General features: G+C 53.2%; 29 protein-coding genes. 11 read left to right on the top strand and 18 right to left on the bottom strand.

What is annotated here, in order from left to right; translation table 11 throughout:
- Positions 1 to 206: 206 nt before the first annotated feature.
- Together lspA and ileS are read right to left on the bottom strand one after the other, a co-directional pair.
- A complete protein-coding gene (gene lspA, locus ACH50O_RS17950; RefSeq protein ID WP_446809117.1) occupies positions 207 to 686 on the bottom strand; it encodes a signal peptidase II in 480 nt (159 codons plus the stop codon).
- Entirely contained in the window at positions 679 to 3,510 is a 2,832-nt protein-coding gene (gene ileS, locus ACH50O_RS17945) for an isoleucine--tRNA ligase (protein WP_446809116.1), read from the bottom strand. Before ileS ends, lspA begins: the two co-directional genes overlap by 8 nt.
- A 328-nt stretch (positions 3,511 to 3,838) precedes the next feature.
- Between ileS and ACH50O_RS17940 the strand changes: the two genes are divergently transcribed.
- Together ACH50O_RS17940 and ACH50O_RS17935 are read left to right on the top strand one after the other, a co-directional pair.
- A complete protein-coding gene (locus ACH50O_RS17940) occupies positions 3,839 to 4,441 on the top strand; it encodes a nitroreductase family protein (RefSeq protein WP_446809115.1) in 603 nt (200 codons plus the stop codon).
- 44 nt (positions 4,442 to 4,485) lie between these two features.
- Positions 4,486 to 5,883, top strand: coding sequence for a diguanylate cyclase (locus tag ACH50O_RS17935; RefSeq protein ID WP_446809114.1), 1,398 nt, complete (start codon positions 4,486 to 4,488; stop codon positions 5,881 to 5,883).
- Here the strand turns inward: ACH50O_RS17935 and ACH50O_RS17930 are convergent.
- Positions 5,880 to 6,950 (bottom strand): TIGR03790 family protein, encoded by a 1,071-nt coding sequence (locus ACH50O_RS17930; protein WP_446809113.1) that lies wholly within the window; start codon positions 6,948 to 6,950, stop codon positions 5,880 to 5,882. The two genes, ACH50O_RS17935 and ACH50O_RS17930, sit on opposite strands and share 4 nt — an antisense overlap.
- 173 nt (positions 6,951 to 7,123) lie before the next feature.
- On the opposite strand from ACH50O_RS17930, the gene ACH50O_RS17925 reads away from it, so the two are divergent.
- The gene (locus tag ACH50O_RS17925) at positions 7,124 to 7,555 is read left to right on the top strand and encodes a DUF2721 domain-containing protein (RefSeq protein WP_446809112.1); all 432 of its coding nucleotides are present in this window, start codon (positions 7,124 to 7,126) and stop codon (positions 7,553 to 7,555) included.
- 58 nt (positions 7,556 to 7,613) lie between these two features.
- Here ACH50O_RS17925 and ACH50O_RS17920 read toward each other — a convergent pair whose 3' ends face one another.
- The 12 genes from ACH50O_RS17920 to ACH50O_RS17865 form a co-directional block, all read right to left on the bottom strand.
- Positions 7,614 to 8,093 carry a cupin domain-containing protein gene (locus ACH50O_RS17920; RefSeq protein ID WP_446809111.1) on the bottom strand — a complete coding sequence of 160 codons (480 nt, stop codon included), beginning with the start codon at positions 8,091 to 8,093 and terminating at the stop codon, positions 7,614 to 7,616.
- Between the two features lie 121 nt (positions 8,094 to 8,214).
- Positions 8,215 to 8,826 (bottom strand): DUF998 domain-containing protein, encoded by a 612-nt coding sequence (locus ACH50O_RS17915; RefSeq protein WP_446809110.1) that lies wholly within the window; start codon positions 8,824 to 8,826, stop codon positions 8,215 to 8,217.
- Between the two features lie 61 nt (positions 8,827 to 8,887).
- On the bottom strand, positions 8,888 to 9,487 hold the full coding sequence (locus ACH50O_RS17910; RefSeq protein ID WP_446809109.1) for a hypothetical protein: 600 nt from the start codon (positions 9,485 to 9,487) through the stop codon (positions 8,888 to 8,890).
- 313 nt (positions 9,488 to 9,800) lie between these two features.
- Entirely contained in the window at positions 9,801 to 10,271 is a 471-nt protein-coding gene (locus tag ACH50O_RS17905; protein WP_446809108.1) for a hypothetical protein, read from the bottom strand.
- A gap of 157 nt (positions 10,272 to 10,428) precedes the next feature.
- Positions 10,429 to 11,181 (bottom strand): class I SAM-dependent methyltransferase, encoded by a 753-nt coding sequence (locus ACH50O_RS17900; RefSeq protein WP_446809107.1) that lies wholly within the window; start codon positions 11,179 to 11,181, stop codon positions 10,429 to 10,431.
- A 777-nt stretch (positions 11,182 to 11,958) separates the two neighbouring features.
- Positions 11,959 to 12,369: a DUF5086 family protein gene (locus ACH50O_RS17895; RefSeq protein WP_446809106.1), complete on the bottom strand. Its 411-nt coding sequence runs from the start codon at positions 12,367 to 12,369 to the stop codon at positions 11,959 to 11,961.
- 91 nt (positions 12,370 to 12,460) lie between these two features.
- On the bottom strand, positions 12,461 to 12,979 hold the full coding sequence (locus ACH50O_RS17890) for a DUF695 domain-containing protein (RefSeq protein WP_446809105.1): 519 nt from the start codon (positions 12,977 to 12,979) through the stop codon (positions 12,461 to 12,463).
- A gap of 73 nt (positions 12,980 to 13,052) precedes the next feature.
- Positions 13,053 to 13,304 (bottom strand): hypothetical protein, encoded by a 252-nt coding sequence (locus tag ACH50O_RS17885; protein WP_446809104.1) that lies wholly within the window; start codon positions 13,302 to 13,304, stop codon positions 13,053 to 13,055.
- 95 nt (positions 13,305 to 13,399) lie between these two features.
- Positions 13,400 to 13,735 (bottom strand): hypothetical protein, encoded by a 336-nt coding sequence (locus tag ACH50O_RS17880; RefSeq protein ID WP_446809103.1) that lies wholly within the window; start codon positions 13,733 to 13,735, stop codon positions 13,400 to 13,402.
- Between the two features lie 102 nt (positions 13,736 to 13,837).
- Positions 13,838 to 14,419, bottom strand: coding sequence for a hypothetical protein (locus tag ACH50O_RS17875; protein WP_446809102.1), 582 nt, complete (start codon positions 14,417 to 14,419; stop codon positions 13,838 to 13,840).
- 89 nt (positions 14,420 to 14,508) lie between these two features.
- Entirely contained in the window at positions 14,509 to 14,874 is a 366-nt protein-coding gene (locus tag ACH50O_RS17870; RefSeq protein WP_446809101.1) for a hypothetical protein, read from the bottom strand.
- Between the two features lie 104 nt (positions 14,875 to 14,978).
- The gene (locus ACH50O_RS17865; protein ID WP_446809100.1) at positions 14,979 to 15,281 is read right to left on the bottom strand and encodes a DUF3144 domain-containing protein; all 303 of its coding nucleotides are present in this window, start codon (positions 15,279 to 15,281) and stop codon (positions 14,979 to 14,981) included.
- 193 nt (positions 15,282 to 15,474) lie between these two features.
- On the opposite strand from ACH50O_RS17865, the gene ACH50O_RS17860 reads away from it, so the two are divergent.
- From ACH50O_RS17860 to rep, 3 genes are read left to right on the top strand one after another with little or no spacing between them, the layout of a single operon-like run.
- Positions 15,475 to 15,822 carry a phage integrase N-terminal SAM-like domain-containing protein gene (locus tag ACH50O_RS17860; RefSeq protein ID WP_446809099.1) on the top strand — a complete coding sequence of 116 codons (348 nt, stop codon included), beginning with the start codon at positions 15,475 to 15,477 and terminating at the stop codon, positions 15,820 to 15,822.
- Positions 15,813 to 16,463 (top strand): integron integrase, encoded by a 651-nt coding sequence (locus ACH50O_RS17855; protein WP_446809098.1) that lies wholly within the window; start codon positions 15,813 to 15,815, stop codon positions 16,461 to 16,463. Before ACH50O_RS17860 ends, ACH50O_RS17855 begins: the two co-directional genes overlap by 10 nt.
- On the top strand, positions 16,464 to 18,470 hold the full coding sequence (rep, locus tag ACH50O_RS17850) for a DNA helicase Rep (protein WP_446809097.1): 2,007 nt from the start codon (positions 16,464 to 16,466) through the stop codon (positions 18,468 to 18,470). It begins immediately after the preceding gene.
- A gap of 2 nt (positions 18,471 to 18,472) precedes the next feature.
- On the opposite strand, the gene ACH50O_RS17845 is transcribed toward rep, so the two are convergent.
- Positions 18,473 to 19,813: a DegQ family serine endoprotease gene (locus ACH50O_RS17845; RefSeq protein WP_446812169.1), complete on the bottom strand. Its 1,341-nt coding sequence runs from the start codon at positions 19,811 to 19,813 to the stop codon at positions 18,473 to 18,475.
- Between the two features lie 152 nt (positions 19,814 to 19,965).
- Between ACH50O_RS17845 and ACH50O_RS17840 the strand changes: the two genes are divergently transcribed.
- Complete coding sequence (locus tag ACH50O_RS17840; protein WP_446809096.1) at positions 19,966 to 21,297, top strand: cyclic nucleotide-binding domain-containing protein; 1,332 nt, start codon at positions 19,966 to 19,968, stop codon at positions 21,295 to 21,297.
- A gap of 56 nt (positions 21,298 to 21,353) precedes the next feature.
- Here the strand turns inward: ACH50O_RS17840 and rpmG are convergent, their stop codons facing one another.
- Together rpmG and rpmB are read right to left on the bottom strand one after the other, a co-directional pair.
- Positions 21,354 to 21,509, bottom strand: a complete 156-nt coding sequence (gene rpmG / locus ACH50O_RS17835; protein WP_013816853.1) for a 50S ribosomal protein L33 — start codon at positions 21,507 to 21,509, stop codon at positions 21,354 to 21,356.
- Between the two features lie 12 nt (positions 21,510 to 21,521).
- Entirely contained in the window at positions 21,522 to 21,758 is a 237-nt protein-coding gene (gene rpmB, locus ACH50O_RS17830) for a 50S ribosomal protein L28 (RefSeq protein ID WP_301939065.1), read from the bottom strand.
- 139 nt (positions 21,759 to 21,897) lie between these two features.
- On the opposite strand from rpmB, the gene gshB reads away from it, so the two are divergent.
- The 4 genes from gshB to ruvX are packed head-to-tail and all read left to right on the top strand — an operon-like array spanning position 21,898 to position 24,766.
- Positions 21,898 to 22,848 carry a glutathione synthase gene (gene gshB / locus ACH50O_RS17825; protein WP_446809095.1) on the top strand — a complete coding sequence of 317 codons (951 nt, stop codon included), beginning with the start codon at positions 21,898 to 21,900 and terminating at the stop codon, positions 22,846 to 22,848.
- 2 nt (positions 22,849 to 22,850) lie between these two features.
- A complete protein-coding gene (locus tag ACH50O_RS17820; protein WP_446809094.1) occupies positions 22,851 to 23,744 on the top strand; it encodes a TonB family protein in 894 nt (297 codons plus the stop codon).
- A gap of 16 nt (positions 23,745 to 23,760) precedes the next feature.
- On the top strand, positions 23,761 to 24,327 hold the full coding sequence (locus tag ACH50O_RS17815) for a YqgE/AlgH family protein (RefSeq protein ID WP_446809093.1): 567 nt from the start codon (positions 23,761 to 23,763) through the stop codon (positions 24,325 to 24,327).
- Positions 24,320 to 24,766 (top strand): Holliday junction resolvase RuvX, encoded by a 447-nt coding sequence (ruvX, locus tag ACH50O_RS17810; protein WP_446809092.1) that lies wholly within the window; start codon positions 24,320 to 24,322, stop codon positions 24,764 to 24,766. The genes ACH50O_RS17815 and ruvX overlap by 8 nt, the downstream gene beginning before the upstream one ends.
- Positions 24,767 to 24,792 lie beyond the last annotated feature (26 nt).

Raw genomic sequence — 24,792 nt, 5'->3', positions numbered from 1 at the left:
TATCGCGGTTGTCGGTCCGCGAACCGACATTAAAACCAGTCGTCGCGCTAGCGACACCTTATTTCAAAATCTCCCCTAGCCCCTCGGCAACCGTTCCGTACGTTGCCCTACCTCCTGCATCCATGCAGTCGTCTTTTTTAAAGAGGGGAATAAGTTGGATTCACAGTTTTTGGTTAACGTTTGATCAAAAAGTAATTCGAAAAAGCCTATTCCAAAGCGTCCACGGCTTTGCACCCAAAGCCAAAACTTTCCAACAACATCAACCCCACCCCAATACAAATCGCCGAATCAGCAATATTGAACGCCGGCCAGTGCCAGTCTTGGTAGTAGACATCCAGAAAATCGATCACATAACCGTAAGCCACCCGGTCGATCAGATTGCCGATAGCGCCGCCTAAAACCAATGATAAGGCCACGGCCATCAAGGTCTCGTGCTTTTGTAAACGATACAGCCAGACCGCAATGATGCTGCACATCACCACCGCCAAGCCGGCGAACAGCCAGCGTTGCCAGCCGCCGGCTTGAGCCAGAAAGCTGAAGGCTGCGCCGGTGTTATGTACGTAGGTCAGATTGAAATACGGGATCAGCGGAATCGATTCAAACAACTGCATATTGCCGTCTACCGCCAGCTTGCTGGCTTGATCCAGCACCAGCGTCACGGCGGAAATCCACAACCACTTAAGCATAACGACGGATCTCACCATTGCCGGCGACGTTTTCCACGCAACGGCCGCACAATTCCGGATGCTCCGGGTTTTCGCCAATGTCGTAGCGTTGGTGCCAGCAGCGTACGCATTTGGCATGCTCGGACACCGTCACTTTCAATTTCACACCCTCCAATTCGGTCGCTACCGCATCGTCCGGGCAGAATTGCATGCCGGCGATGCCGGCGTTGGAGGTGATGAATACAAAATGCAGTTCGCTGGCCAGTTTGTTCAATTCGGCGGCGTAAGTTTCGTCGCAATACAATTCCACTTCCGCATTCAGGGAAGCACCGATCGCGCCTTTGCCACGCAGTTGCTCCAACTCTTTGGAAACTACCGTGCGCACCGCCATCACTTTGTCCCAGGTGTCTCGACTGATAGCTGCGTTAGCATCCAGTGGGAACAGGCCTTCGTACCAGGTTTCCAGAAACACCGACTCACCACGTTGACCGGGAATGAATTGCCATAATTCGTCGGCGGTGTAGCTGGTGATAGGCGCTAGCCAGCGGGTCAGCGCTTCGATGACATGGTACATCGCGGTTTGCGCGGAACGCCGAGCCAGACAATCTTCCTTGGCGGTGTATTGGCGGTCTTTGATGATGTCCAGATAAAAGCCGCCCAAATCGATGCTGCAGAAAGTCAGTACTTTTTGGTAAATGCTTTGGAACTGATAGGCGTTGTAAGCCGCTTTAATCTCTTCCTGCAACTGCCAGGCTTTATCCACTGCCCAGCGGTCCAGTGCCAGCAAATCGTCTTTGGCAGCCAGATGCTGGGCTGGGTCGAAGCCATCCAGGTTGGAGAGCAGGAAGCGCGCGGTATTGCGCAAACGGCGATAGCCGTCGGAGGTGCGTTTTAAAATTTCCTCGGACACCGACATTTCGCCGCGATAATCGGTGCCGGCCACCCACAGGCGCAACACGTCGGCACCCAGCGATTTCATCACGGTTTGCGGCAGTACCACGTTGCCTTTGGATTTGGACATTTTCTTGCCCTCGGCATCGACGGTAAAGCCGTGGGTCAGTACTTGTTTATAAGGTGCGACGTCGTTCATCGCTACCGAAGCCAGCAACGACGATTGGAACCAGCCGCGATGTTGATCCGAGCCTTCCAGATACAGATCAGCCGGGAAGCGCAATTGCTCGCGGCGCTCCAATACGGCCGCGTGGGTCACGCCGGAATCAAACCAGACATCCAGCGTATCGGTCATTTTTTGGTAATGCTCGGCGTCAGTACCGATCAGCTCCGCTGCATCCAGCTCAAACCAGGCGTCTATGCCTTGCTGTTCGATGCGTTTGGCCACTTGTTCGATCAATTCGCCGGTACGCGGATGTAATTCGCCGCTGTCTTTATGCACGAAAAAGGCGATTGGCACCCCCCAAGTGCGCTGGCGAGAAATACACCAGTCAGGGCGGTTATTCAGCATCGCTTCGATACGGGCTTGGCCCCAATCGGGAATCCAGTCCACCCGCTTCACTTCATTCAAGGCCGTATCGCGCAGACCGTTTTTCTCCATGGAAATAAACCATTGCGGGGTGGCGCGGAAAATGATCGGAGTTTTATGGCGCCAGCAATGCGGGTAGCTGTGCAGCAAGGCGTGGTGATGCAGCAATTTGCCGCGCTCGCGCAAGACTTCCAGCACTTTTTCGTTGGCGGTAAACACGTGCAGGCCGGCGAATAATTCGGTGCTGGGCAAAAATACGCCGTTGCTACCAACCGGGTTGTCCACCGGTAAACCGTATTTCATGCCTACCACATAGTCTTCCTGGCCGTGGCCCGGTGCGGTATGCACCGCGCCGGTACCGGCATCGGTAGTGACGTGGTCGCCCAGAATGATCGGAACTTGCCGGTCGTAGAACGGATGTTGCAATAACTGGTTTTCCAGCGCCGCGCCTTTGCAATAGCCGACGATGTGATGTTCGCCGATGCCGTAACGCAACACGGCGTCTTTTAGCAGGGCTTCGGCGATGACCAAACGCTCGGTTTGGCCGTCGATTTCGCATTGCACCACCGCGTACTCCAAATCCGGGTTCAAAGCCACGGCTTGGTTGGCCGGCAGGGTCCACGGCGTGGTGGTCCAGATCACTACCGACAGCGGACCTTTACCTTCGCGGTCGCCAGCATGGTGACACTTGGCCATGAATGCATGTTCATCCACCACGGAGAAGCGTACGTCGATAGCCGGCGAATGTTTGTCTTCGTATTCCACTTCCGCTTCAGCTAGTGCCGAGCCGCAATCGGTACACCAATGCACCGGCTTGGCGCCCTTGCTGAGATGGCCCTTGGCGGCAATTTTGCCCAAGGCGCGAACGATGTCGGCTTCGAAGGCGAAATCCATCGTCAAGTAAGGATTGTCCCAGTCGCCCAATACGCCCAGGCGGATGAATTCTTCTTTTTGAATGTTGACCTGTTTTTTCGCGTAAGCGCGGCATTCCTTACGGAATTCGGCGGGCGTGACTTTGACGCCGGCCTTGCCAACCGATTTTTCCACCATCAATTCGATAGGCAAACCGTGGCAATCCCAGCCCGGCACGTAAGGCGCATCGAAACCGCTCAGGGTTTTGGATTTGACGATGATGTCCTTCAACACCTTGTTCACCGCGTGGCCGATGTGGATCGCGCCGTTGGCGTAGGGAGGGCCGTCGTGCAACACAAATTTAGGCCGGCCGGCGCAAACCTCGCGAATTTTTTGATACAGCTGATTTTCGTTCCATTTTTTCAGCATCTCCGGTTCGCGTTGCGCCAGATTGGCTTTCATCGCAAACTCGGTCTTGGGGAGGTTCAGGGTTTGTTTGTAATCCATGGTCATGATGTTGTCTGCGTTGCATTCCGGCGGCTGGGTTGCCGACTTAGGCCGCTGAAAATAACGGTTGCGCCGATTAGCCGAATGATTCTAAGGATAATATTAAACGCGCGATTTTAGCACCAACTGCCAAGCGCTATAAAGCATACTCGGCGCCTGGCGGGCGATCCGTGCTAAAAATGGACGCGGCGGCGTTAGCGAGTTACCATCCGCTGCGATATCCGGTTTGCCGATTTACGCAGTTTACCGCCGGGTTTATGCGTGGCGCTCGGTTTGCCATAGGCCGTTTCGGCACACGCTAAAAATTATTTAAGCACACACCAGAGGCTCCACTATGCAACATAAACGCGCCATCACCCAGGTAGACATCCACGACTTGATTGCCAGCCGTTGGAGCCCGCGGGCTTTCGATCCGGATAAAACGGTGAGCCAAGAGGATTTGACCGCTGTGTTGGAAGCGGCGCGATGGGCGCCGTCCTGCTTTAACGATCAGCCCTGGCGCTTTGTGGTTTGCGATAAAACTCGCGACGCGTCGTCCTGGCAGAACGCGCTGTCGGTAATTGCCGAAAAAAATCAGCTGTGGGCGAAAAATGCACCGGTATTAGTCCTGACGGTGGCGATGGAAAACTTCAACCACAACGGCAAAGCCAATCGCTGGGCGGCTTACGATACCGGCGCCGCCGCCCTGGGTTTGTGCCTGCAAGCCAACGCGTTAGGCTTAATTACCCATCAAATGGGCGGTTTCGATGCCGATAAAGCCCGACAAGTGCTGAATTTACCAGACGACTGTACGCCGATGGCGATGTTGGCATTGGGCTATCAAGCCGAGGCGGATACCTTGGCCGAAGACTTTCAAGCCGGCGAACAGGCGGAACGCAGCCGGGCGGCTCTGGAGCAGCGGTTTTATCTGGGGCAATGGGGCCGGGCTTATCAGTAAGCGGCGGTAAATCACTCCCGGCTCGACGGTGCAGAGCGGCATTCATGAAAAACGTTAAAACCTCTTACGCGCGCAGCCTGATCGAGGCCAGTCTCGATCCGCTGGTTACCATCAGCGCCGACGGCAAAATCATGGATGTGAATAGTGCAACGGAAAAAGTGACCGGCGTGCCGCGGCAGGAATTGATCGGTAGCGATTTTTCCAATTATTTTACCGATCCGCAAAAAGCCCGCGACGGTTATCGCTTGGCGTTTTCGCAAGGCAAGGTCACGGACTATCCGCTGGCGATTTGCCATGTCTCCGGACATATTACCGAAGTGTTATACAACGCCACGGTATATCGCGACGAGAATGGCGATGTCGCCGGCATTTTTGCCGCCGCCAGGGATGTTACCGCTTTAAAAAAGGCCCAGAAGGAATTGGAAGCGGCGATTTTGCAGATGCAATTGGTGCGGGAAATGACAGACCTGTTGCAGAGCTGCCAAAAAATGGACGAGGCTTATCCCATTATCAAGGCTGCGCTGGTGCGTTTGTTTGCCAATTCAAGCGGCGGCCTGTATATGCTGGACGCCGCCCGCAACTCCCTGGTGTTGGTCGACGCCTGGGGGATAAGCGAAAGCGAGCTGGAAACAGTGTTTACGCCCGACGAATGTTGGGGGATGCGCCGCGGCCACATTCATATTGCCAGAGTCGGCCAGACCATCAATCCGGTCTGCGGGCATGTGAAGCAAGGTACCGGCCCTTATCTGTGTATCCCGCTGCTGGCGCACTCGCGCGCCTTGGGCTTGATTTATATCGAGTGCCAATTCGGCAGCCTCAATGCCGAAGACGTTCAACGAGAACTATCGATAGCGGAAACCGCGGCCGATAGCGCCCGGCTGGCCTTGGCCAATCTGGCGCTACGCGAGGAATTGCATGAGTTGTCGATTCGCGACCCGCTGACCGGTCTATTCAATCGGCGGTTTCTGGAGGAAGTGTTGGACCGGGAACTGTTGCGAATGGGCCGCTGCGGTAAAATGCTGGCCGTGGCGATGATAGACATCGACCATTTCAAAACATTTAACGACAGTTATGGGCACGATGCCGGCGACGAGGTATTGAAGAAGGCAGCGCAGCTGATGATGGATTTTCGGGTGGGCAGCGATATTGTTTGCCGTTACGGCGGCGAAGAGTTTGTGGTGGTAACCACCGAAATTCAGCCGGACAAGATTTTGCAGCGTCTGGATGCTTTGCGGCGTGTTGTCGAAAAATTATCGATCAAATTCGGCAATCAGCAGCTGCCACGGGTGACGGTATCGATAGGCGTAGCGCTGTATCCGGCGCACGGCGGCAATCGCCTCGATTTGCTGAACCGGGCCGATCAAGCGCTGTATGTCGCCAAGGAGGCCGGCCGCAACCGGCTGATTATTGCCGATAACGGCTTGGATGCCCAGCACAATTAGTCCGTTGCCGAAGCGCGGGGCCGATACGCAAACGGTTTAGCCAAGGGTTCGCCGACAAAAATGCCTTGGCCGGGCTGGGCAACGCTTTTCCAATACGCCTCGATCAGGCTGCTGCCGCGCAGATAAAAATACATTAAGACGCCAGGATTCGGGAATTTGGCCGGAAAGTTACACGGTTCCACTACCGCGCCGTAGCTGCCGGTGGCGCCGGCTTGTAGCCATTCCATGATATTCATTTGGTCGCTGCCCGACATTACGCCGCCCGCTGAGGTGAGATGATCGGCAACGGCGCCGGGTAAATAGCGGTTTTCCGCCAGATGCGGCACCTTGATCAGACCGGTGAAATAAAACATCACATCCGGCCGGCCGGCGATATAGTCCTGCTCCAGGTAAACCACCGGCCAAAAGTTTTTCAGCGATTCCGCGACTTGTGGAAATAGTGCGGCTCGGGAACTGCGGGCCTTGTCGGACGTTTTTAACAGATACGCCGAGCCTTGCGGCTGCGAATAGTCGGCGGCCATGCCGGTATCGATTAGTTTTTTGGCATCCGCAAAGGTTTTGCCGGCCACGGCCATGGTTGGCCGCCAGCCGTGGGTTTGAAAGGGTTTGTCGGTTTCCGAGGCGAAATACGGGCTGTTATGGGTTTGCACGCAGCCTTTTGCGCAAAAGGATTCGCTGAATCCGGCGGCGAAAGCCGTGGTAATAGACATGCACTCGACGCGAAACGGCTGTAACCAGGTTAATGCAAACGCTTGCACATGTTCCGGCGTTTTTTGATCGACCTCCTGTTTCACTTGCTCGAATTGCTGCTTGGATAACACTGCCTGATTCGGCGCGAAGCGCACATGAATCATCTGTTCCGCGGGAATCCGCCGTTGCTGCTGATAGTAATCGGCGATTTGTACGCTTAAAGGATCGGCGTCGTTGACAATGACCGCCAGATCGTGGCCGGTCAGCGCCGGCGCCGGCCGGTACATGGGTGATGCCGGGGCCGCATATGCCGAATAACAAAAAGCTTCGATCAGAAGCCCGAATAGGGCGGATTTGCAGAATTGAATGAAAGACACTTGGCTCTCCGTGAGGTTGCGGTCGGATTTGCTTTATGGGTCAATTTAACCGGACGCCGGCTAAATGCAACACGCATTGTAAAGAATTTCGACAGCCGACGAACTTCGATGTGCGGTGAGCGAAACAAATTGGTCGCCGGATTTTTTATTTATCAACGTTTTGGATAGCCATTATGGATACGATAGCCAACATTCCGACAGTTGCGCATGTGATTCAACAGGCGGTTGCTCCTGTGTTTTTGCTGACCGGCGTGGCCGGTATTTTGGGCGTTTTGACTAACCGTTTGGGGCGAACAGTGGATCGGTTTCGCTTGTTATGCAAGCTTAACGGCGCCGAGGCCGAAGAATATCATGGCGAGATGCGTACCCTCGTACGCAGAGCGCATTGGATACATTTGGCTATCACTTTATGCACCACCTGCGCCCTGCTAATTTGTATGTCGATTGTCGCGATGTTCTTGGGCGTGGAGTTGGCTATCGATTTGTCGGATGCGGTCTCGTTGTTGTTTGTTGCGGCGATGTTGGCTTTAATTGGCGGTTTATTATGCTTTCTGCGGGAAATTACCTTGGCTACGGGTATCATCGGCATGGGCAAACGCTCGTAATTTGTCTTTTCTTAACTCCTTGCGGGCATGAATAAACGGATCTAAAGGTCAAAAAATATTAATACGGCGTGCCGTCTTTATGCAAAAACAACCACTTGCCTTCCACTTGCAGCGCTTTCAGGTCGTCATCCGGATAAGTCCCCTCATCTCCGGCGCTGCGGTCGCCGACTTCCAAATACACCACGTCTTCCGCCGTTTCGTTGATTAACCGGTGGCCGTTACCGGTGCCGGCCTTGAAACCCGCGCACATGCCGGGCGCTAGCGGTGTCCGGCCTTCGTCGGTGTGCAACGTGGGAAAGCCTTCCAGGATATAAATAAACTCGTCTTGTTTGGAATGCGAATGGCGCAAGGCCGATACCGCATGCGGCGCCAGCCGCGTCAGATTGACGCCAAAATTGCCGAGGCCGAACGGATCGCCCAGGCTGCGTTTCTCGCGGCCCGCCATCTGCGACGCGAACGGTTCCGGGTAATTGGATGGCTTAGTGCGGGCAGGCGCGTCGGAGGCCCGGATAGCGATCGGCGTGGTGGGTTTTGGCATGGGGTGTCGTCCGTCGGGAAAATGGGGTAATGCATTGCCGCACCCCGGTTTTGTCCGGCCGGATAGTCGCGGTGAAGAGGGCCGGAACTGGAATATTTCACGATTGCGTTCCGGGCAAATGCTAAGGCGCCCGCAACAAACGGGCGGCGAACACCAGCAGCCAAAGGGATAACGCTCCGGTTGCCAGATGTTCAGACAGGCCCGAAGCGAGTATCGGATTGCTATCCCAAGTCATCAGCAACAGAAAAATTGTTGCCAGAATGCCGCTTCCGATCGAATAGCCGCTAAGGCTGCCCAGCCAGGCATGGGTTCGGAGCAGCACGCCGCAGGCAATAGCAGCCAGGATGGCGGCGGAAAAGCCGGTGGTGGCGAATAGCCGATGCAACGCTTGGCTGGACGACAAGCCGTCGCAGCCGGGATCGCAGGCGAAGACGCCGGCCCCGATACGTCCCAGCCCGTCCAGGCCGATAAATACCGCAAGCAGTGCGGAGCGCCAGCCCGCTCTGAGGTTTGCGGGGAGCGCCGCCGCGAAACACAAATACAGAAAGCCGGAGAATTCGAAGCCGATATAGCGCATCAATATTTCCGTGGCGCTGCCGCGTTCGCCGAGCTCGCTGATGTATTGATTTACGTGGCTGAATTCCGGGCGCATGGCGCCGGCTACTGCAATCAGCGACAGCCATAGCACGGGAGCGACGATGCCGCAGTAGATGCCGAATCGGCGCAGGTTCATTTTCCAGTCCAGCAATTGATAAACCGCATATTATCCTGTCCAAGCTTTGCTTGGCCTGCTGTCATGCGATTTGCTCGATTCTGCAGCCTTGACACAGCGGATAGCTGTCAAGGAAATCGGATATCCGGTCTCTCATTGCCGAGGCCGAGGCGCCGTAGAGGTAAAACGCAGTGTCGGTGGGGCCTTGCCAATAACTCAAAACCCGGCCCGCGCCCTCAAGCAGGCGGTCGAGTTCGCTATAGACAAAATTCGAATCGCAGGCTTCGTAAACCTCGGGAGCCAGCTCGGTACCGTTAAGGTAAACAGCCAAGCCTTCGCATACGCCGAATGCGACTTCGCTTCCGTCGGCTTCCAGCTTAAGCTTTGAACCCTTCGGGGCGCCGAGACTTTCAAGTATCTCCACGATTTGTTTCAGCGTTTCCGGGGCTGAACCGGATAGTTCGATCTCAATGTCGCAGTACTCGATTTCGCCGCTCGGGTTTTGCATGGTACCGCCGCCGCTGACAATGCCGATGGCGTGCTTCTTCAATTCGGCAGCCAGAGGGTCCTCGAAAAACTCGCCCCGGTGCATGGGTTGTATCCGGGCGTTGAGCTGGGCTACGATGAATCTGTGCGGTTCGACAGACTTCCGCGCAAGTTTTTTGAAAAGATTGCCGAACATGCGCCCCTCCAAAGACCAGAGAATAAGGTATGGAGTTTAGCGATACTCCGATGCCCGCCGCAAGCCTGGGTTTGGTGCCGAGGCTAGAGTCCTAGTTGCCAAGCGCATTGTCGGACGACATCGGGGTTCTCCTTCGTAAACGCCCAACCCTTGAGGTATTCGAACAAGGCGTCTGTACAAGCGAGAAAACCAGCGGCCATTTCGATTCGTAGTTCTTCGGGAAACTCCTCTTAGGTCTCGGAAACTCGAAGAGAAACCGAGAGCGGCGGCCTGCCGACGCGAGTCCGCTTGAGCGACGGTTTAGGCCGAGCGATCATGGCTTGCTGAAGACACGGGCCAAGTACCCCTTGCTCCAATACGCAGCAAGCCTTTGCGCACTGAGGAACAGCCGTTGTACAGCCTTGGGATGCGCGCTTTCTATGTTGGCCCATACGGATTGCGGTGCTACGAAGACAGAATAGCCGTCGCCGTCCATCGGTCTGTATTGTCGAATTTCGTACTCGGGTGCAATTGCGTTGCTTATGCATAGGAGGAGTTTCTCCTGCATTGCGTTCGGAGAAATTTCGACCAGAACCGGCGGACGCCCCTGCACGATGAGCTCACAGGTCTGTTCCGACAGCGTGCCAAGGGCGAGATAACCAGTTGGCAGGAAGGCGGCAATGGCTTCGACGACTTCGGCCGGCCCGTCACGCCAGTCGATTACGACGCAATGCTCGGCCTCACCGAACTGAGTTTGGGCCGTTTGGTCGCCGTCGAGAACTCGTTGAAGAAGCGTCTGATTCATTCTGTGGCCTAACCTAAAGCTAACCGGGCGCGGCCCGGTTAGCCGAAAAAATAAAACCGCATATGCCCGTGCTCCGGTTGCTCGCCATGTTAGAGACTGGATGGATGCCCGTGATATACCCGGCTGGAAAGATTGATTTCGCTGTGCTCTACCTATCCTACGCGGGCTTTGCCGCCGTTATGAGCATATCGACGCCTTCGCGATAGAGCGAGTGCACATCGGCGAAGCCGAGAGATTGCAATGTGGCTAGCGTGGTTGAAGCATACATGATGTGGTCCGGCGATTCGTCGCTGAGCAAATGCACGACCCAGTCTTCCAGGAGGTCGTAACGCTTCAGTTCCCCGAAAGTCTTGAACCAGTGACGAATGTCGGCTTGTGTCGAGGCCAGATGTTGAGCCGGATCATCGATAGCAAAGCGGTCGCCGTTCACGAATAGTCCTCCCGGTTTAAGGACGCGCAAGATTTCGGCAAAGACTTGGTCCCGATAGTCATTCAGGAAATTGTGAATGGCATAATTTGAGGCAACAACATCGACGCTTGCGTTTGCTTGCTCTTGCAAAAAAGCTAACGCATCGCTTTCGATGAACTCGACACGGCCACCGTCGACATACTTCGCCAAATTCGCGCGCGCCTGTTTAAGCATTGCTGATGATGCATCGAAAGCGCGAAGATGTAGGCCCTCGCACTGAGAAAGTAAGGACAGCGTACTCAGGCCCGTGCCGCAGCCGATCTCAAGTCCCTGTAAAGTGTTGCCGGGACGCCATGCGGCGATAGTGGCGCCGAGCTTCTGCGTCAGAACCACTACATTGGGACACATCATCCCTAGAAAATCGTACTCTTCGCTGATACGGCCAGTAAACGGATTGTGTGAGGTTAAAGAAGACATCACAGCATTTTGGTTCGAATTCATAAAATAGCTTCCAGTTTGTTCAAAAATACGCAGTTGTGTTTAGTTATATCTAAGGTTTGAGCGAGCGGTTAGGCGTCATTGCGAGTCCTCAACTAGCCAGAGGCGCGCCGGGTAGTCGATGGTAAGCACGCTGTTTCGGAATGGGTAGCCACGCTGCCACAGTATGCACGCTGAAATGTTTCGGGGGTCATTCCGAGTATTTCCAATGCCTGCTTTACTTCTTCCGCGCTGGGTGGCACGACAAGAATTATCGAATTAATGAAAGCGTTCGTGATGCTTGAAGACCGCCCGGTGATTTTCATCGGGGTTGGCATTCGGAACAGTGACAAATACTTCATGGGCATTGCGTTCTAACGTAAAAGTAAGGGGCGCGCCGAAGGCGCGTCCCGCTTGACTGCCGGTTTAGGCTTATCTAAGTAAGAAACCAAGAGTAAAGCCAACTGTAGATATGACAATGGCGGGTGCATGAATATATCTGAATTCATTTTGACGGAGTAACAGACGGCCTTGGGTGGGGAAGCGATTAAACGCAGAAATGTAAATCATGAAAAGCCCAAAACCCGCCATGGATGGGAAGTTTAATTGTGCTTGAGCGTCGCTCGGCAGTAACCGCCAAAAAGTCACCAACAGTACAAGCGTGACGTTAAACAAAAATATTATCAATAGAACGATTCTCAAAATGATGTGGAGCATCGCCATCTCAATCGGCCTAACGATTGAATTAACCGACTGGCGCGGGTTTATCGCGCCAGTCAGTGTTAAATGATGGGTTATGCATTATTGTCGAAGGCATTGAATGACATCTGTTTTGCATATGAAACCACCTTTACCATCATTTGTATCTTGCCAAGATTTGTAGGCCCACTCGAATGACTCTGGGTAAACGCCACCTTTATTCAATGGTTTGATTACGCTGCGGGAAAGAGCCTCTTCAGTGATTGCCATGTGGTTTGCAATATGGCGAATGTTCCAGATGGGCTTACCATTGCCACGACCGATAACTTCTATGTGGTACACACCAGATTTAGGGGCCTCATTGAGATTATGAATAATGACCCAACGATGTTCGTTGTGATTGCTGGCAATGGACCAAGTGCCGAAAGGATTGACTTGTAATCGCGACTCAGCTCCACATGCCGATGAAGCTACCAACCAAGCGGCAAAAATGAATACTAACTTTTTATGCATAACGACCCAAGCTCAGCGACCCGGCCCACGGGACGCCACGATTGCAACCACGACACTCTGCCGGGTTCGCTGCAGCGCATGGTTAGCCGCATCAAAAGTGCTCAGTCGCATACTTCTCAATAAATCCCCACTTCGGGTCTGGGCGAACTGTCCAAGACAATCGCTCTGTGGGATAGCGCTGCGCAACAGCAGAAATAGTAGTTGGAACATCAGCCGTGGATGACACATAGAAGTAATAGTGACGCTTGCCGCCAAACGTCTCGACCAATGCTGGGACACCCATGCTGCCAACATCAAACGCTTCAACCAAGGCACAGTCCATATCGAAAAGGCTCTCGTTGTAGTCCGGTTCGGGCAATCCGTTTGGCTTGCGCTTAGCGAACTCATGAGTCACAACAGCCAGAGTGGGATACAGCGGGCGCAGCGAATCTGTGTCTAGCTTCATGGGACGGCGGAGCATCAAGGGAAACCCCTCGTATATCTTTTCCGTCGTGAGCCATGACAGCGTCGAGATGTGAGACGCCTCTGTTACTTGGTGTCGCTGACGCCAAAAGATAAACGATCCGATGGCTGCACCGACCAGTATCAAAGCTATCCAAACGAATTTCATGGTGTGAGGCGTGATGCGGCTAACGCAAAGCTAAGGGGCGCGCAGCGTCCCTTTGAGCGACGTGTTAGGTGGGTTACTCACTTGCGAACTCTCCTACGGTAGAAAAATTTGGATCGGTAATATAGAAATTACCAGGATGTATGCTTGAGTGAGATTTAAGACAGTCAATGTGGCAATAAAACATTTGTTCCTTTTGAACTTCGCGCGGGCGATCAATTCTTGCAATTATATTTAACGCACATGGGTCCATATCTGTTGGCGCGATGCTTTCAGCACAAAACATGCATTGATAGACTAACGGACTAGCAGCTTTTGAAATAGTCATGCATTCACCGCAACCTAACGTGCAGCTAAGGGGAGCGCCGAAGGCGCGTCCTAGCGACCGAAGGGAGGGAACTTGAGCGTAGGGTTAGGCAATATTTACTTTTCATCATCGTTGAATGGAGTGAAGTTAATGCCATAACCATAAGGTTTTTCACCTGGAGGATCTTCAGGTTCTGTTTCCCAAACTTGAGTATTACCAGTAACAGTAAAGCCAATACGGCCGCCAATTACTCTGAGCATATCAATTGATTGGTCGGATGATAAGGCCCAAGCTTTCATGCCCATAAAAGCAGGCCCTTGAGGGCAAGAAAACTCAGGTGCAAGAACCCCCACGATGCCTTCACCAATTAAAGTGTAGTGTTGAAATGGCGTAGTGAGCTTCCCATATCGGAGCTTGAGTTTCCAATCTTTTTCATTTTCTGTTTCCGACATTTTGGTTGCCTAACGTGCAAAGTAACCGGCCGGCGGAGGCCGAAGGCCGGACCGCCTGCAAGCGCAGCTTGCAGGCGGTCCGGTTAACTGTAGGGTTGGGCGTCATTTCCAGAAGCGCCACCAAGGCTTGGAACCGGTTGACGAGGAAGTCTTACGAAGTACTTCGAAGCCGTCGTAGTCCACGCCTGGTATGTCTTCATCGTGCTTAAAACCGATAACTTCTTTAGCCGCGTTTAGTGGAATGTCGAAGTAGTGGTCGACGCCTGCCTTTTCCCCTCCATCTGCTTCTTGTGCTTCCTTGTGCGCGGCAGCCATGGCCTTAAACCCGGGTGGCAGAACGCCAGAAGTCTTCAAGTGAATGGGGCCATTCTCACCGACATGCTCCACACGCCATACCTGATTGCCACCGGCCCAATACTCGGCGGAGCTGAACATAACATGCTCCTCAACTGAGCAGCCAATCACGGGAAAGTGCTCGGACAAAGGCCCCAATATCTTCGGTTGCAGGAAGCGGTTGTCGCAACCGCGCGCAACGATGAGAAACCAATTTGTGGGGAGCGCATAGCTCGATAGAGGTTCCCGCGCGTATTCGCAGGATTGGCCAGTGCGGATGTAACCAAGTTGCTCGAGTGCCGCTGCCGCGTCCGAGGTTTGAACCGCAAGTAAGGATAAAGAGTAGCCCATGTTATGACGCCCAACGTAGAGCTAACCGGCGCTGCGCGGCTTTATCGCGCAGCGTCCAGCGACCGAAGGGAGCGAGGTTGAGCGGAATGTTAGATAGCACTTCGAACCGCCTGCTGTTTGTATTCAATGACAAACGCCTTAGCTTCCTGAAGCGTGGCGGGGTAACTCACATTGTATTGTTTTCCGTCTTCGCGCAATTCATGCAGAGACTGAAAAACGAAGCCGTGAGCAACCAAGAACTGAACCTTCTCCCACTGCTCTGCGTCGGTTGTCTTGGGGGCGGAAAACTTGCGGCTCAACTCCACCATATTGGCACCACATTGGGGACAGAGCCTTGGCTCTTCACTACGTGGCTTCTTGAAAGATTTCCGGCAGTGGAAGCAGACGTGCGGAAACAGATGGTTTTGGACGTGTTTCTCTTTGGGAAATGAGCTGTGGTGTTTGAATGCACGCATGATCGCTCTGTGCCTTCTAACGCCCGCGTTAACAGGCGGCAGCCCGCGTAGCGGGTTGACGTCCTGTTGAACAACTAGTTAGGCCAACGCAGACGCTAAAATGGTTAGTGGTCATTGGACGGCCCCATGTATTTTGCGAAGTTGCCAATGTAGTCGTCGAGGTTCTCAGAGAGCATAGTTCTGTATTGCTCAACAAAGTACTCGATCGTTTCATTTCGCTTTTCTAGCATTTCGCCAGAATTCCCCGCCCACGTTGCTGCATTCCATGCCTGAAACCGAGCGCAACCATACATGAATGATGCACTTACTTTGCCTCTGCCTGTTTCAGCACAGTGTTCGTTTGCCAAGTTGATAAGACTATCAGCTCGATCGAAAAACGTAGGGTCTTCTTTAAGGTCGGCTCCCATTGAGTCTCCTGCAATATGGCTTGTGATATGCGCTGGATTCTGGTTGCGCTACTGCGATGAAGAGGCCTAACTACAATTAGACATCCTAAATGACGCAAAACATTGCGTCAAACGGTTGCCTAACTCATTTTTAATTAATAGAATCATTTTCTATTTCAGTAGTTTGTCTAAATTTAGCCTATCCTAAAAATCAATGTCAGATGCGTCAAATGCCTTGCCAGGAAATCCGCCGAAACTGTTAGACCAAGTGCGCGCCAAAATTCGTTTGAAGCACTACAGTATTCGCACGGAACAGGCATACACGGACTGGATTAAACGCTTTATTTTGTATTTTGGCAAGCAGCATCCCCGCGACCTGGGTGCTAGAGAAGTTGAACAGTTTTTGACGCATTTGGCGGTCGACGGCAAGGTGGCTGCCTCTACACAGAATCAGGCGAAAGCGGCACTGCTGTTTTTATATAAGGAAGTATTGGCTGTGCAGTTGCCATGGCTGGATAACGTGGAACAGGCCAAGGCGCCCAAGCGTTTCCGGTGGTATTGAATCGCGAGGAAATCCAGGCGATTTTGGTGCGTTTAAATGGCACGCCGCATTTGATTGCCAGCCTGCTTTATGGCACTGGCATGCGGATTATGGAATGCTTGCGCTTGCGGGTACAGGATGTGGATTTCAAGCGTCGGGAGATTTTGATCCGCGATGGCAAGGGGTTCAAAGACCGGGTGACGATGTTGCCGACGTCAGTGACGCCGACGCTACAAATGCATTTAGACAAGGTCAAGGAGCTGCATCTTACCGATTTGGCGCAAGGTTTCGGCAGTGTTTATCTGCCCTATGCGCTGGAACGCAAATACCCCAATGCCGCCAGGGAGTGGATTTGGCAATATGTATTCCCCGCCGCAAAGCTCTCCACCGACCCACGTAGCGGCGAGGTGCGGCGGCATCATATTCAGGAGCAGGCCATACAACGGGCCGTGAAACAGGCGGCGCGCGATGCCGATTTTGGCAAGGCCGCTACGCCGCACACCTTTCGGCATTCGTTTGCCACGCATTTGCTGGAAAGCGGTTACGATATCCGTACTGTGCAGGAATTGCTCGGTCATGTTGACGTCAGCACCACGATGATTTACACCCATGTTCTCAACAAAGGCGGCCAAGGCGTGACCAGTCCGCTCGATCACTTGTAAATGGCTCCCAAACTTAACTCGCAACAGCTCGCCGCCGTTAAAACCATCGATCATCCCCTGCTAGTGCTGGCCGGCGCCGGTAGCGGCAAGACGCGGGTGATTACCGAGAAAATCGCCTATCTGGTGCAGCAAGGCACGCCCGCCCGGCATATCGCGGCGGTTACCTTTACCAACAAGGCGGCGCGGGAGATGAAAAGCCGGGTCGGACGTTTGCTGGATGACAAACAGGGCCGGGGGCTAAGAGTCTCCACCTTTCATTCCCTTGGTTTGGATATTTTGCGCGCCGAACATAAGGCCCTGGGTTATAAGGCGGCGATCACCTTGTTTGATGAACAAGACCGACTGACCTTACTGCGCAATCTGATCAGTCACGGCGTGGGCGGTTGCGATATCGATAATGTGGAGCAGTACAACTGGCAAATCGGCCAATGGAAAAACGCCTTTATCACGCCACTTCAAGCCTTGAGCCAATCCGATGCCAACAGCCTGCCGGCTGCGCTGCTTTACGAAGCGTTTACCCGCAGCTTGAAGGCCTATAACGCCACCGATTTCGACGATTTGATTTTATTGCCGGTGCTGCTGTTCCAGCAACATCCCGAGGTGCTTGAGAAATGGCAGAACAAGATTCGCTACCTGCTGGTGGACGAATACCAGGATACCAATATCACCCAGTATCAACTGGTGAAATTATTGGCCGGCAATCTCGGCCGCTTTACCGTGGTGGGCGACGACGACCAGTCGATCTATGCCTGGCGTGGCGCGCAGCCTGAAAATCTTGGCCAATTGCAAAAAGATTACAGCCGCTTGCAGGTCATCAAGCTGGAGCAGAATTACCGTTCCGCCGGACGGATTTTGAAGGTGGCCAACCAGTTGATCGCCAACAATCCGCACGCCTTCCAGAAAAAACTGTGGAGCGAGCTGGGCTATGGCGACCCGCTAAGAGTGCTGAGTCATAAGAACGACGTTGCAGAAGCCAAGCAAGTCACCGCCGAAATCGTGCATCACCGTTTCAAAACCGGCGGCTCTTACGGCGATTACGCGATTTTGTATCGCGGCAATCACCAGTCGCGCTTGTTCGAGAAGGAATTGCGCGAAAACAACGTGCCCTATTTCATCAGCGGCAGCGCCTCGTTTTTTTCCTTTGCGGAAATCAAGGACGTATTGGCTTATCTGCGCCTGCTGGTCAATCGCGATGATGATGCGGCTTTCTTGCGGGTGATCAACACCCCGCGCCGAGAGATCGGCCCGACCACGCTGGAAAAATTGGGCGCCTATGCCAACGAGCGGCATATCAGCCTATTTGCCGCCTGCAATGAGTTGGGGCTGCAGCAACGCTTGCCGGATAAGGCTATGCATCGCTTGGTCAATTTTTGCGATTGGCTGAAAGAAACGGCGATCAAGACCGAGCGCGAGGACACCTTTGTGGTGATTAACCGGATGATAGACGAAATTCATTATCCGGCCTGGTTGCAGGAGAACAGTAAAACCCCGGCCTCGGCCGAACGTAAATTGAAAAACGTTTACGAGTTGATCGAGTGGTTGCAACGTCTCGCCAGCAAAGATCAGGGAACTCAGCAATCGCTGGCGGATGTAATCGCCAAGGTGATGTTGCTGGATATTTTGGATCGCAATCAGGAAGACGAAGCCGGCGATCAGGTGAGCTTGATGACGCTGCATGCCGCCAAGGGCCTGGAGTTTCCGCATGTGTTTTTGATCGGTATGGAAGAAAATCTGCTGCCGCATCAAAACAGCATCGAGACCGATAATATCGAAGAAGAGCGGCGCTTGGCTTATGTCGGGATTACCCGCGCCCAGCAGACTTTAACCTTTAGTTATTGCACGCACCGCAAGCGCTACGGCGATTTGGCCGAGTGCGAACCCAGCCGGTTTTTAAACGAGTTGCCGGAAGAGGATTTGGAGTGGGCCAACAAAAAGCAATTGCCGCCGGAAGAAATCAAGCAGCGCGGCAAGGCCAGCCTGGCCGCGCTGAAAACGATGTTGAATTGAGCTTATTGCAACACGACGAAAAAGGCTTCGCCGCCGCGTTGCAGATTGACAAGCAAGGGTGCATTCGGGTTGACCACCTGCTTGATCTCGTCCAAGTTCCTGACCCGGTAGCGGTTGGCGGTGACGATGATGTCGCCGGGCCGTAGGCCGGTTTTCCAAGCTTTGGAGTTTTGTTCGACTTTTTCGATCATCACACCTTCCACCTGATCCTTGGGCGTCACGCCGAGCACGGCGCCGCTTAAAGTCGGATGAAGTTTATTGCCGTCCAGCTCCGGCCGTTTCGGCTTGCCTATGGTGGCTTGCAGCGACTTGCGTTCCTCGCCGCGCATAACTTCCAGGCTGGCGGTATCGCCGATTTGCAGTAAGCCGACTGCGTTACGGATTTGCGCGCTGCCGCCTTTGACGTCCTGACCGTTGATGGCCAGGATAATATCGCCCGGCTCCAGGCCGGCTTTTTCGGCTGGCGAACCGGCTTCTACCCGGCTAACTACCGCGCCATGCTGGCTTTTCAGGGCAAAAGCTTTCACCAGTTCCGGCGTCAGGTCTTGAGTCGTAACGCCCAGCAAGCCGCGGCGTACTTCGCCGTGTTGAACCAGCGATTCCATTAACCTAAGTGCCATATTCGACGGAATCGCAAAACCGATACCGACGTTGCCGCCGCTGGGGGCCAGGATGGCGGTGTTCATGCCGACAAATTCACCGCGCAAATTCACCAGGGCGCCGCCGGAATTGCCTGGGTTGATCGAGGCATCGGTTTGAATAAAATCTTCATAACCTTCGATGCCCAGCCCGGAGCGGCCCAGCGCGCTGACGATGCCGGAAGTAACGGTTTGCCCTAGGCCGAACGGGTTGCCGATGGCGACCACGAAGTCGCCGACTTTAAGCTGGCTGGAGTCGGCGATTTTCAGCGCGCTGAGGTTGTCCGCGGGGATCTGAATCACTGCCACGTCGGCCTCCGGATCGGTGCCCAGCAGTTTGGCGTTAAGCTGCCGACCGTCACTGAGCGTCACGGTAATCTTGTCCGCTTTGTCTATCACATGGTTATTGGTCAGCACATAGCCTTGATCTTTATCGATAATCACCCCGGAACCCAAGCTGTTCCGTTGTTGCTGTTTCGGGTTTTTGGGGATATTGAAAAAACGCCGAAACGCGGGGTCGTTCATCAACGGATTTTCCTGCACCCGGACATTGGTGGAGGTGGAAATATTGACCACAGCCGGCATGCTTTGCTCCAGCATCGGCGCTAGGGACGGTAACGGCGCACCGTCAATTTGTCCGGGCAGGACTGCACCGGCCTGCCAACTGCTCAGGCTTATCAAAATAATCAGGAATAATTTGGTCATGGTCGTCATGGTTGTTGCATTCCAGGCAGTTAAGTTGCCAGCATGGACACGCTGGGTGGCAAAATGTTTCACTGAGAGTTTACTTAATAATCGACTATCATAGATTAAGTTTTCTTGTTGGTTTCCCTTCACTTTTTATCCGCAACTAGTACGTGGCTGTCGACATCCATTCTGCTGAAGGCCGTGTGATTCGGCAATTAATTCCGCTATCCACGCTGCCGTTCAATAAGTTTGAGGCGCTATGCGCACAAATCAAGATCGAGGATGCGGAGGAAGGCCAGTTTTTGTTCAAATGCGGCGAAGAGCGTAACGACTTGCTCTATCTGCTTGACGGTAGCGTCACCTTGCAGACCGATCATCTGAAGATCGAAACAATCAAGTCGGACAGCCCTTCGGCGCGCTTCGCATTAGCCCATCAAATCCCCCGAAAAGTGAACGCCGTTGCTAATGGCAGAATTCGTTTTTTGCGATTGAATGCTGATATGATGAAATCCGCTCAAGATGTTCCGTATGAAGAAACCGAGAGTTTTATGGTAGTTGATGAGGAAGAGGGCAACGATGACTGGATGACGACTTTACTGAAGTCGCCGGTGTTCCGGGCGTTGCCTCCGGCCAATTTGCAAAAAATTTTAATGGGCATGCAGGAAGTTCGCGTGGTTGCCGGTGATGTTATTGTCAGTCAAGGTGAACCCGGTGATTTTTACTACATTATCAAAAAAGGCCAATGTCTGGTCAGCAGAAAACCCGCTCCCAGCGCCAAGGAAATTAAACTGGCACAACTTGGCGATCAGGATACCTTTGGCGAAGATGCGCTGATTTCAGGCGAGCCGCGGAATGTGTCGGTGACCGCCATCAGCGACGTTTCCTTGCTGCGTTTGGGCAAAGAGCAGTTTTTGACGTTAATTAAGCAGCCGACGCTTAAATATATCAGTTATCAAGATGCCCAGGATTTAGTTGCCAAGGGCGCCGATTTAATCGACGTAAGGGAGCCGGACGAATATAAGCCTAGGCATTTGCCGTTCAGCATCAATCTGCCGTTTTTTTCGTTGCGCATGCAGCTGAAAACTTTGAACCGTCAGCATCCGATTGTGGTGGTCTGCCAGAACGGCAAGATCAGCGAAACCGCCGCATTTATTTTGATGCGGCATAAGTTCAATGCTTTGATTTTAAGCGGTGGTATCGAGAGTATCAGTCCTGATGAGCTGAAAGCGCCTTCCTCGTTTCCGATCGATGACGGCATCGAAACCAGTAATTTTCGCGGAGTTAGTGGCGAAACCGAGGCTAGTCAGTCGTTCTCTGAGCATTCTTCGGCGCAGGACGATATGGAGCGTTTACGGCGCTTCCTTCAGCAACTTAAAACCAAATACAATATTTTGGAAGCTGAGAAAAAGGCTTTGGAGATGAAATATTTGGCGCTTGCCAAGTTTACGGAATCGTTGAAAGCGGAATTGGATGCGATCAAGAAAGCCGGTGGCGGTGGCTAGTCGGACAAAACCCTGCTAGCCCGCCAACGCCTTGAAGCTGGTCAATAAACCAGGGTCTATTTGATTTTGGCTTCTTTGTACATCACATGCTTACGAACGACAGGATCAAATTTTTTGATCTCCATTTTTTCAGGCATGGTTTTTTTGTTTTTGGTGGTGGTGTAGAAATGGCCGGTGCCTTCGCTAGAAACCAGTTTGATTTTGTCACGCATGATTCAGTCTCCTTAAAATTGTTCGCCGCGTTTACGCATATCGGCCAGCACGGCATCGATGCCGTTTTTGTCGATAATCCGCATACCTTTGGAAGATACTCTCAAACGAACCCAACGGTTTTCGCTTTCAACCCAAAATCTATGGTGATGCAGATTAGGCGTAAAACGTCTTTTGGTTCTGTTCATCGCGTGTGAAACGTTGTGCCCGCTGATCGGGCGTTTACCTGTTACTTGGCATACTCTGGACATGACTACCTCAATGCGAGCTTTTAATTCAAAATAGCCGCGCTTTATATCAAAAAAACTTTTGTTGGTAAACAACAGCCTGGAAAATAAATTTGATAAAATCGTTTTTATTTCCACCCGCTTCGGATATTACAGGACTTTAATGGCTATCAAACTCGGCATGGTCATGGACCCCATCGGCCAGATCAATATTAAAAAGGACACCAGTTTCGCGATGTTGTTGGAAGCGCAGGCGCGCGGTTGGGAGTTGCATTACATGGAGCTATCCGACCTGTATATGCGTAATGGTCAGGCTTATGCCCGCACGCGTTTGCTGCAGGTGCAGCGCGACGAAAAGGCGTGGTACGGTTTTCAAGGCGAGCAGCAGATTGCGCTGGCGGAGCTGGATGCAATTCTGATGCGTAAGGATCCGCCTTTCAATCAGGAATATATATACGCCACCTATATGCTGGAGCAGGCCGAACGGCAGGGCGTTTATGTGGTCAACAAGCCGCAATCGCTGCGGGATGCCAACGAAAAAATGTTCACCGCCTGGTTTCCGCAATGCTGTACCGACACTTTGGTAGCCAGGGATCCGCGAAAAATTCGCGAATTTTTGCAAGAACACAAGGAAATCATCCTGAAACCCTTGGACGGGATGGGCGGCGCGTCAATCTTCTACGTGCGGGAAAACGATCCCAATCTCAGCGTGATTCTGGAAACCATGACCCAGCACGGCGCCAGTTACATCATGGCGCAAAAATATCTGCCGGCGGTAAAAGACGGCGATAAACGCATTTTGGTGGTTAATGGCGAACCGGTTCCCTATTGCCTGGCGCGGATACCCGCCAGCGGCGAGAGCCGGGGTAATCTGGCCGCCGGAGGCCGTGGCGAAGGCCGGCCTTTAAGCGATCGCGATCGCTGGATTGCCGAACAGGTCGGGCCAACCCTGCGCGAAAAAGGTCTGATATTCGTTGGCCTGGATGTGATCGGCGATTATTTGACCGAGGTGAATGTCACCAGTCCGACCTGTGTGCAGGAACTGGATAAACAGTTCGGCATCAATATCAGCGCACAATTAATGGATCACATCGCCGCCAAGCTGCAAGCCTGAGTATGTATGCGCCGGAATTAACACCCACTCCGTTATCGCAGGGCGATTCGCTGCTGACGGCTTTGTTTGTGGCGGCGGTGCTGCACGTAATCGTGTTGTTGGGGGTTAATTTCACAGCGCCGCAACCGCCCAAGATCAACCGTTCGATTGAAATAACCGTTGCTCATGCGCCGGTCAAAAAGGCGCCCAAGGATGCGAAATATCTGGCGGCAGAACATCAAATAGGCGCCGGCGAAGAAACCCGCAAACCGGAACCGCCGCAGCAAAAAATAGCGACCCAGGACCAGCCGTTCAGTCCGCCGGTTAAAAAAGTCCTGCCGCATCCGGCCGTCGCTCAGGTCAAACCGGTCGCCGAGAAAATTTTGACGCAACCGAAAGCGCCGGTGAAAGTGGTGGCCGAGCCCGAGCAGCCGATAGAAATGCCAGAAGCCGTTGAAGTTCAGGAATCCGCCCCCAAATTATCGCCGGAAGCACTTCAGCAACAAATTGCCCAGTTAGGCGAACGTATCCGCAACAGCCAGCAAAGCGCTCAGGATACCAAGATCAAATTTGTCAACTCGATCAGTACCCACAAGTATTTGGCTGCGCAGTACGTCAAGGATTGGGAAGACAAGGTTGAGCGGACCGGAAATCTGAATTATCCTGAGGCCGCGCGCAAAAGCGGTGCATCGCAATCCTTGACCATGGATGTTGGGATCAATGCCGACGGCAGTATTTACAGCATGCGAATTGTTCGGTCTTCCGGCAATGCCGCATTAGATGACGCCGCGAAACGCATTGTGAAGATGAGCGCGCCCTTTGCTGCGTTACCCGATGATTTGTTAAAAGAAGTGAACGTTTTGGTGATTACCAGGGTCTGGAAATTCTCAGATGAAACCGGCATGACTGCCCGCTAGCCCATACAGCACTCCAATGACAGATGTTACTTATTTAAATAACCAGTTTTTGATTGCGATGCCCGGCCTAGCCGATCCGCATTTTTTTCATACGGTTACCTATTTGTGCCAACACAACGACGAAGGCGCGCTAGGTATCGTTATCAACCGGCCAACCGGTATGAAGTTGCGCGATATTTTCGAGCAAATGGGCATCAAAACCGAACTGGAAAACGTGTTGGAGACGCCGGTGTTTGCCGGTGGCCCGGTGCAGCAGGAGCGCGGCTTTGTGATTCATAATTCCTGTGAGCAGCGCTGGGATTCCAGCATCAGTACCGCCGACAATATTACCCTCACCAGCTCCCGCGACATTCTCGAGGCCATCGCCGAAGGTAAAGGCCCAAGCCATTATTTAATCGCACTGGGTTACGCCGGCTGGGGTAGCGGTCAGCTGGAGAAAGAAATGGTCGAAAACGCCTGGCTGAACACGCCCTGCGGCGAAGCTATTCTCTACGAAACGCCGATCAGCCAGCGCTGGAATGCGGCGGCCGGGCAGCTGGGTATCGATATCAATCGTCTGACCACGCCGGCGGGCCATGGTTAAGCGCGACCCGCTGGCGGCGAAATTCAGTAGTAGCACTTACCTGGGGTTTGATTTCGGCAATAAAAAAATCGGCGTCGCGGTCGGTCATGCCGATACCGGCATCGCCAGCCCGCTGCAAACTATCCGTTCGCTCAACCAGGTTCCCGATTGGAACAAGATTGGCCTGCTGATCGCCGAATGGCAGCCCGAGGGTCTGGTGGTCGGAATTTCCCGGCAAAACGACGGTTCGGATAATGTTGTTACCCCGCGCATGCAAAAATTCTGCCGCCAACTTAATGGCCGTTACAATCTGCCGGTGCATCAAATCGACGAAACCCTGACCACTTTCGCAGCCAAACAAATGCTGTTTGACGATTTAAAAGTCAGCGCTGCTAAACTATGGGAGGTGCAAGATCAACTCGCGGCTCAAATCATCCTGCAAAGCTGGTTTGATCAATAGGCAAATGATAAAAAGGTAAAGACGAA

It is taken from the genome of Methylomonas sp. 2BW1-5-20 (assembly GCF_052474515.1).
The sequence above is the reverse complement of the archived record's forward strand: the minus strand, read 5'-3'. Positions and strand labels throughout refer to the sequence as shown.

Coding starts and splice junctions, on each gene's coding strand:
- lspA (WP_446809117.1), bottom strand. CDS start 686: ATGCTTAAGTGGTTGTGGATTTCCGCCGTGACGCTGGTGCTGGATCAA.
- ileS (WP_446809116.1), bottom strand. CDS start 3,510: ATGACCATGGATTACAAACAAACCCTGAACCTCCCCAAGACCGAGTTT.
- ACH50O_RS17885 (WP_446809104.1), bottom strand. CDS start 13,304: ATGACTATTTCAAAAGCTGCTAGTCCGTTAGTCTATCAATGCATGTTT.
- ACH50O_RS17920 (WP_446809111.1), bottom strand. CDS start 8,093: ATGCCAAAACCCACCACGCCGATCGCTATCCGGGCCTCCGACGCGCCT.
- ACH50O_RS17845 (WP_446812169.1), bottom strand. CDS start 19,813: ATGACCAAATTATTCCTGATTATTTTGATAAGCCTGAGCAGTTGGCAG.
- ACH50O_RS17890 (WP_446809105.1), bottom strand. CDS start 12,979: ATGAAATTCGTTTGGATAGCTTTGATACTGGTCGGTGCAGCCATCGGA.
- rpmG (WP_013816853.1), bottom strand. CDS start 21,509: ATGCGTGACAAAATCAAACTGGTTTCTAGCGAAGGCACCGGCCATTTC.
- gshB (WP_446809095.1), top strand. CDS start 21,898: ATGGCTATCAAACTCGGCATGGTCATGGACCCCATCGGCCAGATCAAT.
- ACH50O_RS17860 (WP_446809099.1), top strand. CDS start 15,475: ATGTCAGATGCGTCAAATGCCTTGCCAGGAAATCCGCCGAAACTGTTA.
- ACH50O_RS17935 (WP_446809114.1), top strand. CDS start 4,486: ATGAAAAACGTTAAAACCTCTTACGCGCGCAGCCTGATCGAGGCCAGT.
- ACH50O_RS17880 (WP_446809103.1), bottom strand. CDS start 13,735: ATGTCGGAAACAGAAAATGAAAAAGATTGGAAACTCAAGCTCCGATAT.
- ACH50O_RS17900 (WP_446809107.1), bottom strand. CDS start 11,181: ATGAATTCGAACCAAAATGCTGTGATGTCTTCTTTAACCTCACACAAT.
- ACH50O_RS17875 (WP_446809102.1), bottom strand. CDS start 14,419: ATGGGCTACTCTTTATCCTTACTTGCGGTTCAAACCTCGGACGCGGCA.
- ACH50O_RS17820 (WP_446809094.1), top strand. CDS start 22,851: ATGTATGCGCCGGAATTAACACCCACTCCGTTATCGCAGGGCGATTCG.
- ACH50O_RS17910 (WP_446809109.1), bottom strand. CDS start 9,487: ATGTTCGGCAATCTTTTCAAAAAACTTGCGCGGAAGTCTGTCGAACCG.
- ACH50O_RS17915 (WP_446809110.1), bottom strand. CDS start 8,826: ATGAACCTGCGCCGATTCGGCATCTACTGCGGCATCGTCGCTCCCGTG.
- rpmB (WP_301939065.1), bottom strand. CDS start 21,758: ATGTCCAGAGTATGCCAAGTAACAGGTAAACGCCCGATCAGCGGGCAC.
- ACH50O_RS17895 (WP_446809106.1), bottom strand. CDS start 12,369: ATGCATAAAAAGTTAGTATTCATTTTTGCCGCTTGGTTGGTAGCTTCA.
- ACH50O_RS17925 (WP_446809112.1), top strand. CDS start 7,124: ATGGATACGATAGCCAACATTCCGACAGTTGCGCATGTGATTCAACAG.
- ACH50O_RS17815 (WP_446809093.1), top strand. CDS start 23,761: ATGACAGATGTTACTTATTTAAATAACCAGTTTTTGATTGCGATGCCC.
- ruvX (WP_446809092.1), top strand. CDS start 24,320: ATGGTTAAGCGCGACCCGCTGGCGGCGAAATTCAGTAGTAGCACTTAC.
- rep (WP_446809097.1), top strand. CDS start 16,464: ATGGCTCCCAAACTTAACTCGCAACAGCTCGCCGCCGTTAAAACCATC.
- ACH50O_RS17870 (WP_446809101.1), bottom strand. CDS start 14,874: ATGCGTGCATTCAAACACCACAGCTCATTTCCCAAAGAGAAACACGTC.
- ACH50O_RS17940 (WP_446809115.1), top strand. CDS start 3,839: ATGCAACATAAACGCGCCATCACCCAGGTAGACATCCACGACTTGATT.
- ACH50O_RS17865 (WP_446809100.1), bottom strand. CDS start 15,281: ATGGGAGCCGACCTTAAAGAAGACCCTACGTTTTTCGATCGAGCTGAT.
- ACH50O_RS17905 (WP_446809108.1), bottom strand. CDS start 10,271: ATGAATCAGACGCTTCTTCAACGAGTTCTCGACGGCGACCAAACGGCC.